This window comes from Streptomyces sp. NPDC060232, assembly GCF_042726555.1.
In the GTDB taxonomy this organism is placed as follows: domain Bacteria; phylum Actinomycetota; class Actinomycetes; order Streptomycetales; family Streptomycetaceae; genus Streptomyces.
In genome coordinates, this window is record NZ_JBHXAG010000012.1 from 99620 (window position 1) to 112748 (window position 13129).

The following is a 13129-nucleotide window of genomic DNA, read 5'->3' on the forward strand; positions in this document are numbered from 1 at the left end:
GGCGGGCGCCGCGCCCCGCGCGGTCCCCGCCGCCGAGCACGTGCGGGGGCTGCGCCCAGCGCGCGCGGGGACTGCCGGCCTGCGCGTGCGGGGGTCCGCCGCGAACGTACGGGTGCCGCCCCTGAGCCCGTGCCGCTGTGCTCGTAGGCTTCCGGCCGCTGTGCGGCACCCCGCATCGCGCCGGGCGCGGACCGTCCGCAGTACGTAAGCTGATGGAGGCGGGCGGGGGTGTCATCCGGCAAGGACAGAATGCGGTGACGAGCAACCAGCAGGTGCCCGGTCTGCCCGGCGCCCAACGAGCGGAGCGGGCCGACGGCCTGCCGTTCCAGCCGCACGCACTGGCCGCCACTCGGGCGGCGGCCAGTGCGGCGGCGCTGATCGCCGCTGGGGTGGGCGTGCTGAGCCTGACCGGCTGGATCTTCGACATCGTCGCGCTGAAGCGCGTCCTGCCCGGCGTCACGCCGGCCATGAAGGCCAACACCGCGGTGGCCGTCATCGCCCTCGGCCTGTCCCTCTACGTCGTCGGCCGCGGGCCCGTCCGCTCGCGGGCCGCCGCCGCGGCCCGTGCGGCGGCGGCCCTGACGACGGTGATCGGCGCCCTCGTCCTCGTCGAGTACGTGACCGGGGCGGACCTCCACGTCGACGAGCTGCTCTTCAACGACAACACCGCCGACCCGGGCACCCCCGGCCGGATGGCCCCGAACACGGCCGCGGCACTGACCCTCGGCGGCGCGGCGGCCCTCTGCGCGAGCGCACGCCGCGTCCCCGCCTGGATCAGCCAGATCGCGGGCCTGGCCGTCCTCGCCCTCGGCACCCTGCGGCTGTACGGGGCCGCCTACCGGGTGTCCGAGCTGGAGCGCTTCGTCCCCTACACGGGCATGGCCCTGCACACCGCGCTGGCCCTTGTACTGCTCGGCGGGGCCCTCTTCCTGATCCGGCCGGACGAAGGGCCAGCGGGCCTGCTGACGAACGCGGGAACGACGGGAACGCTGGGGCGCCGGCTGTTCGTCACCGCCCTGATCGTGCCGCCGCTGCTGGGCTGGGGCATCCTCGTGGGCGAGGACGCGGAGCTGTTCGGGGCCCGGCTCGGCACCGCGCTGCTGGTGTGCGGCCACACGGTCGCGTTCACCGCGCTGATCTTCGCGGCGCTGAACGTGGGCCGCCGCGTCGAGGTGGCGCACGCCCGTCTCGAATGGCAGGTGCGCCAGAACCAGCTGCTCCAGGCGTTCATGGACAACACGCCCGCGGTGGTGTTCGTCAAGGACGTGGAAGGCCGCTACCTGGCGGTCAACACCACGTTCGAGAAGAGCCTGAACCTTTCCCGCGAGCAGGTGCTGGGCCGCTGTGACAAGGACGTCATGCCGTCGCCCCTCGCGGAGGAGGTGCGGGCCTCCGACCTGGCCGTGCTGCGGGCGGGCAAACCCCTGCAACGGGAGGAGCTGCTCACCCTCCCGGACGGCCCGCGGGAGTTCCTCTCCACGCTCTTCCCGCTCCACGACGCCTCCGGCACCCCCTACGCCGTGTGCGGCGTGGTCACCGACGTCACCGAACGGGCCGCCGCCCAGCGCGAGCTGGAACGCGCCCACCGGCGGTTCCGCGCCCTGCTGGAGTCCGCGCCCGACGCCACCCTGATCGCGGACGGCAAGGGCACCATCGTCATGGCCAACGCGCAGGTGGAGCCCCTGTTCGGCCGGACACCGGACGACCTCGTCGGCACCCAGGTCGTCGACCTGGTGCCCGAGTCGTGGCGCCGGCGGCACGGCGCGCTCCTCTGCGCCTACCTCGGCCTGCGCGACCCGCAGCCGACCGTCGTCGACCGGGACCTGTACGGGCTGCACCGCGACGGCACGCACTTCCCCGTCGAGGTGAGCATCAGCAGCCTCCAGGCCGAACTGCAGGCCGAACGGGAGACGCTGGTGGTCCTGTCCGTCCGGGACATCACCGAGCGCAGACGGGCCGAGGCCGAGCGCGCCGAGCGCTACGAACAGCACCGGCGCATCGCCTACGCGCTGCAGCACAGCCTCATGGGGGAGCCGCCCAGCCTCCCGTACCTGCCCAGCGCGTACCGGTACCTGGCCTCCCTCCAGGACCCCGGGGTGGGCGGCGACTGGTTCGACGTCATCCCCCTCGACGGCCGCCGCACCGGCGTCGTCGTCGGCGACGTGATGGGCCGGGGACTGGAGGCGGCGGCCGTCATGGGGCAGCTGCGGGCCGCCTCCCATGCGCTCGCCCACACAGGGTCCACGCCCAGCGGGCTGATGACCGCGCTGGACAGCTTCGTGGGCGACCTGGCGGGCCAGCTCGTCACCTGCGTCTACCTGATTCTGGACCGGGACACCGGCGACGTGACCCTCTGCTCGGCGGGCCACCCGCCCGTCCTCGTCCGGCCCCCCGACGGGCCCACCCGCCGGCTGCCGGCACCGATCGGTGTGCCCCTGGGAGTCAACGACGCGAGCGGCGGCGGGGTGCCGTTCGAGGAGGCCACGCACGCGCTGCCGCCGGGCAGCCTCCTCGTGCTCTACACCGACGGACTGGTCGAACGCCCCGGCACCGACATCGAGGCCCGGATCGACGTCCTCGCCCGCACCGTGGACCGCGCGCCGAAGGACGCTCCCGCGGACCCCGAGCTCCTCGACCAGGAGGCGGACCGGGTGGTCGGCACCCTCATCCCGGACATGTCCGCGCACGACGACGACGTGACGCTGCTGCTGATCGGCGTACCCGGGGCGGACGGGGGGCGGGGCGGGGGCTGAGGGGTACTTCCCCCAGGTGCAGCGAAGCGGCGCAGGGTCCACCATCCTCGGATTGACTGAGGTACCGGGCCGGACCGCATCGCGTCTCACTCAAGGTGGCCTATCGCCGGTCACGGCCTCGGCGTGGTTCACCTTCAATGAGACGGGACAAATATTGCCCGTCCAGCTCGGTGAGGACGCATGCAGGAAACTCGCCTCGATCTCGGCGGGCCGGGACGATTTCTGAGCGGTAGAAGGGCGCCGGCGCGTGGGCAGCATCGCGCGCCTACGGACCGCGGAGACATGGGTCGTCAAATCTTCATGTGCCCAGGCATTTGGCGTGGCCGGAAACATCGACTACAACACCACCCACACCGAAAAACACGACCAAGGGGCGTGTGAGTAGAGATGGGTGAACAGGTTGGCTCAAATCATCGACAACGGTTCTGCCGTGTCCGGCAAGCGGTGGACCGTCCGCTACAGGGAGCCGGGCGGACGCACCGGGCGTCAGCGGGAGAAGTCGTTCGCCCGGAAGAAGGACGCGGTCGACTTCGCCACCAAGATGGAAGGCGACAAGCGCGAGAACATCTACGTCGACCCCGACGCCGGCAAGGTGTCGCTCCGCCGGTACGCGGACGACTGGCTCGCGAAGAAGACCGCTTCCGCCGGCACCCTCGAGTCGCACGAGCGCATCGTCCGCCTCCACGTGGTTCCCCACCTGGGGAGCAAGATGATCTCGCAGGTCACCGCAGCGCACATCGAGGGTCTGTACGCACGTTGGCGCCGGGATGGGGCGGCCTCAACACCATCGAGTCCCGGCACATAGCTCTCTCGGCGCTATTCTCCCACGCTGTGCGTCACAGGCGGATTCCGGTGAATCCCATAACGCAGGCCGAGAAGCTGGAGAACCCTGTCATTCCTGTCGACGACAGGAAACTTCCCAGCTTCGACGAGATAACCGCCATCGCCAAGGAGATCGGACCTCGCCTGTCTCCGGCGATATGACTGATGACGTGTTGCGGACTTCATATAGGGGAATCTCTGGGAGTCTTCCCGGAGGACATGCGCGATGGCACCCTGCGAATCCGGCGGCAGGTGATTCGCTACAAGGACACCTCCAGAAAGTACACGCCGAAATACGCCCCGTTGAAGCATCGGAAAGAAGGCGAGTGGCGCGACATACCCGTTCCTGCTTGCCTTGAGTCTTTCATCGACCGGCTTCCGATCCGCAATGCGAGCGACGGAATGCCGTATCCCGATCTTCTGCGCAAGTCGTGGGGCCGCGCCATCAGGCGGCTCGAGCTTCCTGTATACAACCCGCATGACTTGCGGCATAAATGGACCACCGAGGCCCTGACCAACGGAGTGTCCATTCACGAGGTGTCTCGCTGGCTCGGACATCGTTCGATCAAGGTCACGGTGGACCGGTACGGCCACCTCACACAGGACGGCCAGGAGCGCTGCCGTCAGGTCGCCGAGACGGCCGTGGGGCCGCACATGCAGCGCGCGGTGCTGACTTGGTGCTGACTTGACCGGCCAGAAGATGTAGCAGACACCCCCCGTACCGCCTCTGACCTTGCCGTTTGCGTCGTACCTCTTCGTACGCAGCCAGATGTTCTCCAACTGCCTGGGCCACCACCATACGGAGATAGCCCGGCGGGAACTCCACGGCATGGAGACCTGGTTCGCCAAGCCGGGTACGACCCGGCCCGCGCCGCCGCGGTGGAAGATGGCGATCAGCTCGGGGCTGGCCATCTTCCCGATCTCACTCGCCGGCAACGCGGTGCTCGGGCCGTACCTGGTGGATCTGCACTTCGTACTGCGGACGGCCGCCCTCGCCGTCGTGTTCAGCACGCTGATGACCTACGTGGCCATGCCCGCCGTCAGCAGGCTGCTGCGGCCATGGCTCACGCGGGGGTAGACCCCTTCGGGCCCTTCGGGCCTGGGCGTCAGGTGAGCTTGGTGACGTCGAGTGCGCCGTCCGCGTAACGCTGGCGGATCACCTTCTTGTCGAACTTGCCGACGCTGGTCTTCGGCACGGCCTCGATGATCGTCCAGCGCTCCGGCAGCTGCCACTTGGCGATCGACTGCGAGAGGAAATCGCGCAGCCCCGTGTAGTCCACGGTCGCGCCCTCCTTGAGGACGACCGTCGCCAGCGGCCGCTCGCCCCACTTCTCGTCGGGTACGGCGACCACCGCGGCCTCGGCGACCTCGGGGTGCGCCATCAGCGCGTTCTCCAGCTCGACGCTGGAGATCCACTCGCCGCCGGACTTGATGACGTCCTTGGCGCGGTCGGTGAGGGTGAGGTAGCCGTCGGGGCTGATGACGCCGACGTCCCCGGTCTTGAGCCAGCCGTCGGCGCTGAATTTGTCCTCGGGCGTGAAGGGTTCACCGGACGCACCGCCGTAGTAGGCGCTCGCGATCCAGTTGCCGCGCACCTCGAGCTCGCCGGCCGACGCCCCGTCCCAGGGCAGCAGGTCGCCGCCAGGGCCGACGAGACGGGCTTCGACGCCCGCGGGGAAACGGCCCTGCGTGATCCGGTAGGGCCACTCCTCCTCGGCGCTCAGACCGGCCGGCGGGTGCGCCATCGTGCCCAGCGGGGAGGTCTCCGTCATGCCCCAGGCGTGGCAGACGCGGACCCCGAGCTTGTCGTAGGCCTCCATCAGGGAGGGCGGACAGGCCGCGCCGCCGATGGTGACCTGCTTCATCGAGGTCAGGTCACGCGGGTTGGCGGTGACCTCGGCCAGCAGCCCCTGCCAGATGGTGGGAACGGCCGCGGCGTGCGAGGGCTTCTCCCGCTCGATCATCTCGGCGAGCGGGGCGGGTTGCAGGAAGCGGTCCGGCATCAGCATGTTGATGCCGGTCATGAAGGTGGCGTGCGGCAGGCCCCAGGCGTTCACGTGGAACTGCGGAACGACCACCAGGGTGGTGTCCTTGTCGGTCAGCCCCATCGACTCGGCCATGTTGACCTGCATGGAGTGCAGGTAGAGCGAGCGGTGGGAGTAGACGACGCCCTTCGGGTCCCCGGTCGTGCCGGAGGTGTAGCACATCGCGGCCGCCTGGCGCTCGTCCAGCTCGGGCCAGTCGTAGCTGTCGGAGCGCCCTTCGAGGAGCTCCTCGTACTCGTGCACGCGCACGTTCAGGCCGTCGAGTACGGAGCGGTCGCCGATACCGGTCACGACGACGTGCTCGATGGTCGGCAGATGCGGCAGCAGCGGTGCGAGCAGTGGCAGCAGCGTGCCGTTGACCAGGACGACCCGGTCGGCCGCGTGGTTGACGATGAAGACCAGCTGCTCCGGGGGAAGCCGCAGGTTCAGGGTGTGCAGGACGGCGCCCATGGAGGGGATCGCGAAGTACGCCTCGACATGCTCGGCGTTGTTCCACATGAGGGTCGCGACCCGGTCGTCCTGCTGCACTCCGAGCTCATCGCGCAGGGCGCCGGCGAGGCGGGTGGCCCGGGCGCCGATCTCGGCGAAACTCCGGCGGTGCGGCTCGGCCTCCCCGGTCCAGGTCGTGACCTGGGACTTCCCGTGGATCGTCATCCCGTGACGAAGTATGCGGGTGACGAGGAGCGGTACGTCCTGCATGGTGCTGAGCAAAGCGTCCTCCCGGTGAGCGCTGCGGCGCTGCGGCGGCTACGGATGCTGCCGATTCTGCGCACGTACCGGTCGGTCTGTCACTACCCGAGGGTAGAATCCGCCTCGTGTTTCACGTGAAACATCCCCACGTTTCACGTGAAACACCGCCCGTCTCAGCGAACCGGGGTGAGCTCCGGGTCCTCACGGAGCTTGCCCAGCGCACGGGAGACAGCGCTCTTGACCGTTCCGACCGAGACTCCCAGCAGCTCGGCGGTCTGCACCTCGCTCAAGTCCTCGTAGTAGCGCAGGACGACCATCGCACGCTGCCGGTCGGGCAGCCGGGTCACCGCACGCCACATCGCGTCGCGCAGGGCCTGGGCCTCGGCGGGATCGGAGGAGGGGGCCGGCTCGGTCTCCGGGAGCTCGTCGCATACGAACTCGTCGACCTTGCGCTTGCGCCACTGGGAGGTACGGGTGTTGACCAGGGTCCGCCGAACGTAGCCGTCCAGTGCGCGGTGGTCCTCGATGCGGTCCCAGGCCACGTATGTCTTCGCGAGGGCGGTCTGGAGCAGGTCCTCCGCGTCGCACGGGTTGGCGGTGAGGGAGCGCGCGGTGCGCAGCAGGACCGTGCCGCGGGTCCGGACGTACGCCGAGAACGACGGGTACGGCGTCGGGTTCGAGGCGAGCGTGCACACAGGCGGGGTCATGTCTCCACGCTAGGAGCGTCCGCCACCCCTGGAATCGGCCGCAGGTGCCGATGGGGGATCCATCTCAGGTTGTAGGAGTAGGGCCATCCCCACCCCCTGAAGGTGGAGGGGGCGGGGGCCCGGCACGGACCAGGGTCTCAGCCGTCGGCGCCCAGGATCAGCCCGGACGTCGGCACCCCGGTGCCGGCGGTGACGAGTGCGTGCGAGGCTCCCGCCACCTGGTTGACGGAGGTGCCGCGCAGCTGGCGGACGGCTTCGGCGATGCCGTTCATGCCGTGCAGGTACGCCTCCCCGAGCTGGCCGCCGTGGGTGTTGAGTGCGAGTACGTCCGCGGCCACGAAGTCGGCGGCCTCGCCCGACCGGCAGAAGCCGAACTCCTCCAGCTGCATCAGGACGAAGGGGGTGAAGTGGTCGTAGAGGATGCCGACGTCGATGTCGGAGGGTCGCAACCCGCTGGTGCGCCACAGCTGGCGTGCGACCACGTCCATCTCCGGCAGGCCGGTCAGGTCGTCGCGGTAGAAGGAGGTCATGCCCTCCTGACGGCGTCCGGCTCCCTGCGCCGCCGCTGTGATCACGGCGGGCGCGTGTCGCAGGGCGCGGGCCCGTTCGGTCGTGGTGACGACGAGGGCCTGGCCGCCGTCCGTCTCCTGGCAGCAGTCCAGCAGCCGCAGCGGTTCGACGATCCAGCGTGAGGCGGCGTGGTCGGCGAGGGTGATCGGCTTGCCGTGGAAATAGGCGGCCGGGTTGTTCGCGGCGTGCCGCCGGTCGGTGACCGCGACGTGCCCGAAGGCTTCGGGGGTGAGGCTGTAGGTGTGCAGATAGCGCTGGGCGGCCATGGCCACCCAGGAGGCGGGGGTCAGCAGCCCCCAGGGCAGTGCCCAGCCGAGCGCCGCGCCCTCCGCCGAGGGCTCGCGCTGCTGGACGCCGGAGCCGAAGCGGCGTCCGGAACGCTCGTTGAACGCGCGGTAGCAGACCACGACCTCCGCGACCCCGGTGGCGACGGCGAGGGCGGCCTGCTGGACGGTGGCGCAGGCCGCGCCCCCGCCGTAGTGGATGCGGGAGAAGAAGGACAGCTCCCCGACTCCCACCGCCTGCGCGACGGTGATCTCGGGGCTGGTGTCCATGGTGAAGGTGACCATGCCGTCGACGTCGGCGGGAGTGAGTCCGGCGTCGTCGAGGGCCGCGTGCACGGCTTCGACCGCGAGCTTGAGCTCGCTGCGGCCGGAGTCCTTGGAGAACTCGGTCGCGCCGATGCCGGCGATGGCGGCCCGGCCGCCGAGCTGGTCCCGGGTGCGGACGCTCATGCCGCCACCTCCGCGGTGACCGTTCCCGACACGTGGTGGCCGATGCCGTTGGCGCCGACGACCCGGATCTCGACGGTGTTGCCGAGCACGGCGGTGACGGTGCCGGTGAGGGTCATGGTGTCCCCCGGGTAGTTGGGGGCGCCGAGGCGGATGGCCACCTTGCGCAGGACGGCCCGCGGTCCGAGGTGGTCGGTGACGTAGCGGCCGACCAGTCCGTTGGTGGTCAGGATGTTCATGAAGATGTCAGGGGAGCCCTTCTCCCGCGCCTGCGCTGTGTCGTGGTGCACATCCTGGTAGTCGCGGGAGGCGATCGCACCCGCCACGATCAGGGTGCGGGTGACCGCGATCTCCAGCGGCGGCAGCGTGTCGCCGACGTTCATGCCTGTTCTCCCTCGGCTATCGAAGCTCCCAGCTCGGCCAGCAGCTCGCTGCCGCTGCCCAGATAGGCATCCAGCTGGCGTCCCCACAGGAAGTGCCGGTGGACCGGGTGGTCCAGGTCGGCGCCCATGCCGCCGTGCAGGTGCTGGCCCGCGTGCACGACCCGCTTGCCCGCCTCCGAGGCCCACCAGGCCGCCGTCAGCGCGTGCTCGTACGCCTCGAGCCCCTGGTCGATGCGCCAGGCCGCTTCGTACGTGGTCACCCGGATCGCCTCGGTGTCCATGTAGGCGTCGGCCGCGCGCAGCATGACCCCCTGGTTGGTGGAGAGCGGCCGGCCGAACTGCTCGCGGGTGGAGGTGTACTCCACCGCGCGGGCGAGCGAGCCGGCGCAGACGCCCGCCTGGAGTCCGGCGAAGGCGGTGCGCGCGGCGGCGAGGGTGTGCTCGTAGGCGCCGTCGGACCCGATGCGTTCGGCGGCGGCCCCGCTCAGGACCAGACGGCCCGCCGACCAGGGGGCGGTGGTCTCGACGGGGGACGTCCGCACGCCGGGCGCGTCGGTCCGTACGAGCCACAGTGCCCGCTCGGCGTCCGGGACCAGTACGTGCGTGGCGTCGCGCAGCCAGGGGACGGCGGGGGCGGTGCCGGTGAGCCGGCCGTCCTCGGCGGTGAACCGGCCGCGGGCCGGGAAGGCTCCGGTGGCCACCGCGTCCCCGCTGCCGAGCGCGGGCAGCAGGCGGGCGCGTTGCTCCGCGCTGCCGTGGGCAGCCACGGGGAGGATCCCGTAAGTGCAGGTGGCGGCGTAGGGGACCTGCGCTGTGGTGCGCCCCTGTTCCTCCAGCAGCAGGACCAGTCCGAGCAGGCCGATCTCCTCGACGGCGGCGGTCAGTCCGGCGGCGGTCAGGGCCTTCCACAGCTCGGCGTCGCTGCCGGTGCCGGTGGCGGCGAGGCGTTCGTGGGTGGCGAGGTCGGAGAAGATCCGGGCGGCGAGGCCGACCGCGGCGGCCTGTTCCTCGGTCGGGTGGAAGTCCATCAGCCCTCGCTCCCGCGGAAGACGGGGAGCTCGAGGTCGTCGTCGACGCGTAGGAACTCCAGTTGGACGGGCATTGCGATGCGCACCTTGTCGTGCGGGACACCGGTGATGTTGCTGATCATGCGGACCCCTTCGGCGAGTTCGACGAGCGCGACCGCGTAGGGCGGATCGAAGGCCGGGAAGGGCGGGTGGTGCATGACGACGTAGCTGAACACGGTGCCGGCGCCGGAGGCCTCGACCGTGTCCCAGTCGGGGCTCGTGCAGGTGTTGCACCCGGGAAGCCAGGGGAAGCGGAGGGTGGCACAGGAGGTGCAGCGCTGGATCAGCAGCCTGTGGTCCCGAACCCCGTCCCAAAACCCTTGGTTGTCGCGGTTGGCCACGGGGCGCGGGCGTCGCGCCGCGGGCTTCGTGCGGGGCTCGGGATCCTTCGCCGGCCTGCCGGCGGGCGTGTACTTGAGGATCCGGAAGCGGTGGGTTCCGGCGGGCCGGCCGTCCGCTTGGACGTCCATCCGGGTCGTCACGAAGTGGCCGGTGCCCAACTTGGTCGTCTTGCGCGGCGACACGGACTCGATGACGGCGTCGAAGGTGATCGTGTCGCCGGGGCGCAGCGGGCAAAGGTACTCCTGCTCGCAGTCGGTGGCGACGACGGAGGTGAAGCCGGCGCCGTCGAGGAGGGCGAAGAGCTCGTCGACGGCGGAGGAGCGGTCGGTGTGACCGGAGAGCCCGCCCATGGTCCAGGCCTGGAGCATCGTGGGGGGAGCGATGGCGTCCGGCCCCCAGTAGGCGGGGTTGGTGTCGCCCATCGCCTCGCACCAGTGGCGGATCATCGGCTCGTTGACCACGTCCTTGCCCCGGCCGGCGGTGGCGGCCGGCTGTCCCTCGAAGGCGGCCAGCAACGTGTGGAAACGGGCCGCCTCCTCGGCTGTGCCGGTCGCTTCCGCCGTCATCGCTTCCTCCCCTTCATGCCGAGCCGCATCATGGCGACGATCTCCCGCTGGACCTCGCTCACGCCGCCGCCGAAGGTGTTGATCTGCGCTGCCCGGTTCATCCGCTCGAGTTCGCCGCCCGCGAAGGCCGCCGGCCCCCGGATGAGCGCCTCCTCGCCCACCACCTCCTGGCACATCCGATACACCTCGACGGCGGACTCGGTGCCGAGGAACTTCACACCGCTGGCGTCGCCGGGGGCCAGGCTGCCGCTGCCCACGTCCTGGACGAGGCGCCAGTTGAGGAGGCGTACGGCGGCCAGCCGGGCGTGGGCCTCGGCAAGGCGGGACCGCACCCAGGGCAGGTCGGCGGGCCGCTCTCCGGTGGCCGGGTCCGGGGTGCGGGCGTGCCGGAGCGCGTGCTCGTAGAAGTCCTCGGCCTGCATGCCGATGGCGGCGAGGGCCACCCGCTCGTGGTTCAGCTGGTTGGTGATCAGTCCCCAGCCGCCGTGCTCGGGGCCGACGAGGTTTCCGGCCGGCACGCGGACGCAGTCGTAGTACGTCGCTGTGGTCGTGAGCCCGCCCACGGTGTCGATCGGGGTCCAGGAGAAGCCGGGGTCGTCGGTGGGGACGAGGATGATCGAGATGCCTTTGTGCTTCGGGGCCCGGGGGTCGGTCCGGCAGGCGAGCCAGATCCAGTCCGCGTTCTGGGCGTTGGAGGTGAAGATCTTCTGTCCGTCGACCAGCCAGTCGGCTCCGTCGCGGACCGCCCGGGTGCGCAGGGAGGCGAGGTCGGTGCCCGCCTCGGGCTCGGAGTAGCCGATGGCGAAGACGATCTCGCCCGCGAGGATCCGGGGGAGGAAGTGGTCCTTCTGCTCCGGTGTCCCGTACTTCATCAGGGTCGGGCCGACCGTGTTCAGCGTGACCATGGACACGGGGGCGCCTGCCCGGTAGGCCTCGTCGAAGAAGACGAACTGCTCGTCCGAGCCGCGGCCCTGCCCGCCGTACTCGACGGGCCAGCCGAGGCCGAGCAGTCCGTCGGCGCCGATCCGGCGCAGGAGTGCGCGCTGGCGGGCCGGATCCTCCGGGACCCCGTCCGGCAGTAGTTCCTTGAAGTACGCGCGCAGTGCGGCACGGAGCCGCAACTGGGCTTCGGTCGGGGCGAGGTGCACGGCGCAGGCCTCCCGGCATCGCATCATCGAGGTACCTGACTGTCCGTCAGATTTACCTGTGGTGTCAAGGTCGGGAGGAGCGGGGGGAGCCGGGCATGCGCGAGGGAGGAGGCATTCCGCCGGACCGCCGCGCCCGGACATGCCGAAAAGGGCCGCGCCGTCCGGGAACCCCACCGTCTCCCGGGCCTGCGGCCCTGCAATGCCAAGCTCACGCCCCCTGCACGCTCCCCGGCGCACGCCGGGGCGATCCATCCGTGCCCCACGGCGGGACACCATGTGGCGCGATCCGCGGTCACGACCGACCGGGCTCCAGCGCCTGCCTACGCTGCTACTTCTGCGTACGTTGCTTCCGTCTGTGATCCTGCTTCTGCTGACGCACCTGGTGCTGCCGCCTGCGGTCCTGCTTCGTTCGTCCGACCTGCCCGCACGGGGCTACGCGGCGAGGGCCAGCGTCTCGCGGACGGCGGGTGCCGCGGCGGGGCTCAGGAGGCGGGCGGCGGGTTCTCCGGCAGAGGTCTGGACGCGGGCGGCGGTTCCCGGGGCGGCACCCATGGCTGCGGCGGTGGTAGAGCGACGGACACCGGGGGTCTTGCCGTGGGCCTCGGCCCGGATGCGCTGCTTCAGGGTCGGCGGGAGCGAACCGCCCCGCATCATCTCCCGCCAGCTCCGCGGGGCCGTGACGACCGGCCGCCGCACGGGGGCGGCGGCGGTTGCGGCGACGCCGCCACTGACGGTGGAGGCGGCGACCGGGGCCGCCTTGCCACCGATACCGAGGGCGGAGAGGACGGCCACGAGGGCGGCGAGGACGGAGGTCCAGATCGACGTGAGGATGGTGCGGTCAGTCATGACGGGGTGCCTCGATTCGCGATGTTCCGACGGGCGGATCTGAATACATTCGTCATGATGTGGGGGCAACCGCACTGCGTTCATCACACGCGCCGATCTTCCGACAAACACCACTCGGAAGTACCAATCGAGCCTTTCACCCCCTCTCCCAACCCCTCGGGGCGAGGCCCTCAGGGTGCTCCAGCACCGGCCCGGCCTGCCCTGTTGCCCCCGCACACCGGCGGCCTGCCCGCAATCCGAGATTCCCCCCGCGCGCCTTACCCCGGTGGTGATCTCCCGGACACGAAAGCGGCCCCTGCCCGGTTGTACCGGTCAGGGGCCGTTCATCTGCGGTGGGTGTGGGATTTGAACCCACGGTGACATCGCTGCCACGACGGTTTTCAAGACCGTTCCCTTAGGCCGCTCGGGCAACCCACCTGGCCGGTACAGAGTACCGGCCGGGCGGGGGTGGCGGGCGAC

The 13129-nt window shown here is 70.7% G+C and carries 12 protein-coding genes, 1 tRNA gene and 1 pseudogene; 4 read left to right on the top strand and 10 right to left on the bottom strand.

The window, feature by feature from the left end; translation table 11 throughout:
* Window positions 1–254: 254 nt before the first annotated feature.
* From ACFWFZ_RS19120 to ACFWFZ_RS19130, 3 genes are all read left to right on the top strand, one after another.
* On the top strand, window positions 255–2753 hold the full coding sequence (locus ACFWFZ_RS19120) for a SpoIIE family protein phosphatase (protein WP_387123755.1): 2499 nt from the start codon (window positions 255–257) through the stop codon (window positions 2751–2753).
* Window positions 2754–3183: 430 nt separating this feature from the next.
* Entirely contained in the window at window positions 3184–3558 is a 375-nt protein-coding gene (locus tag ACFWFZ_RS19125; RefSeq protein WP_387123757.1) for a hypothetical protein, read from the top strand.
* A gap of 419 nt (window positions 3559–3977) precedes the next feature.
* Entirely contained in the window at window positions 3978–4259 is a 282-nt protein-coding gene (locus tag ACFWFZ_RS19130; RefSeq protein WP_387123960.1) for a tyrosine-type recombinase/integrase, read from the top strand.
* Here ACFWFZ_RS19130 and ACFWFZ_RS19135 read toward each other — a convergent pair.
* A pseudogene (locus tag ACFWFZ_RS19135) lies at window positions 4233–4361 on the bottom strand (peptidase C39 family protein); the annotation flags it as partial. The gene ACFWFZ_RS19130 and the pseudogene ACFWFZ_RS19135 sit on opposite strands and share 27 nt — an antisense overlap.
* On the opposite strand from ACFWFZ_RS19135, the gene ACFWFZ_RS19140 reads away from it, so the two are divergent.
* Entirely contained in the window at window positions 4309–4653 is a 345-nt protein-coding gene (locus ACFWFZ_RS19140) for a hypothetical protein (RefSeq protein WP_387123759.1), read from the top strand. The pseudogene ACFWFZ_RS19135 and the gene ACFWFZ_RS19140 sit on opposite strands and share 53 nt — an antisense overlap.
* A gap of 28 nt (window positions 4654–4681) precedes the next feature.
* Here ACFWFZ_RS19140 and ACFWFZ_RS19145 read toward each other — a convergent pair whose 3' ends face one another.
* The 9 genes from ACFWFZ_RS19145 to ACFWFZ_RS19185 form a co-directional block, all read right to left on the bottom strand.
* The gene (locus tag ACFWFZ_RS19145) at window positions 4682–6331 is read right to left on the bottom strand and encodes a long-chain fatty acid--CoA ligase (RefSeq protein WP_387123760.1); all 1650 of its coding nucleotides are present in this window, start codon (window positions 6329–6331) and stop codon (window positions 4682–4684) included.
* Between the two features lie 152 nt (window positions 6332–6483).
* Window positions 6484–7017, bottom strand: coding sequence for a SigE family RNA polymerase sigma factor (locus ACFWFZ_RS19150; RefSeq protein WP_387123762.1), 534 nt, complete (start codon window positions 7015–7017; stop codon window positions 6484–6486).
* Window positions 7018–7154: 137 nt separating this feature from the next.
* A complete protein-coding gene (locus ACFWFZ_RS19155; RefSeq protein WP_387123764.1) occupies window positions 7155–8321 on the bottom strand; it encodes a lipid-transfer protein in 1167 nt (388 codons plus the stop codon).
* Window positions 8318–8701 (bottom strand): MaoC family dehydratase, encoded by a 384-nt coding sequence (locus ACFWFZ_RS19160; RefSeq protein ID WP_387123766.1) that lies wholly within the window; start codon window positions 8699–8701, stop codon window positions 8318–8320. Before ACFWFZ_RS19160 ends, ACFWFZ_RS19155 begins: the two co-directional genes overlap by 4 nt.
* Window positions 8698–9729, bottom strand: a complete 1032-nt coding sequence (locus tag ACFWFZ_RS19165) for an acyl-CoA dehydrogenase family protein (RefSeq protein WP_387123768.1) — start codon at window positions 9727–9729, stop codon at window positions 8698–8700. Before ACFWFZ_RS19165 ends, ACFWFZ_RS19160 begins: the two co-directional genes overlap by 4 nt.
* A complete protein-coding gene (locus ACFWFZ_RS19170) occupies window positions 9729–10676 on the bottom strand; it encodes a bifunctional MaoC family dehydratase N-terminal/OB-fold nucleic acid binding domain-containing protein (RefSeq protein WP_387123770.1) in 948 nt (315 codons plus the stop codon). The genes ACFWFZ_RS19165 and ACFWFZ_RS19170 overlap by 1 nt, the downstream gene beginning before the upstream one ends.
* A complete protein-coding gene (locus ACFWFZ_RS19175; protein WP_387123772.1) occupies window positions 10673–11824 on the bottom strand; it encodes an acyl-CoA dehydrogenase family protein in 1152 nt (383 codons plus the stop codon). Before ACFWFZ_RS19175 ends, ACFWFZ_RS19170 begins: the two co-directional genes overlap by 4 nt.
* 432 nt (window positions 11825–12256) lie before the next feature.
* Window positions 12257–12670: a DUF6344 domain-containing protein gene (locus ACFWFZ_RS19180; RefSeq protein ID WP_387123774.1), complete on the bottom strand. Its 414-nt coding sequence runs from the start codon at window positions 12668–12670 to the stop codon at window positions 12257–12259.
* Between the two features lie 330 nt (window positions 12671–13000).
* Window positions 13001–13087, bottom strand: a tRNA-Ser gene (locus ACFWFZ_RS19185).
* Window positions 13088–13129: the final 42 nt, after the last annotated feature.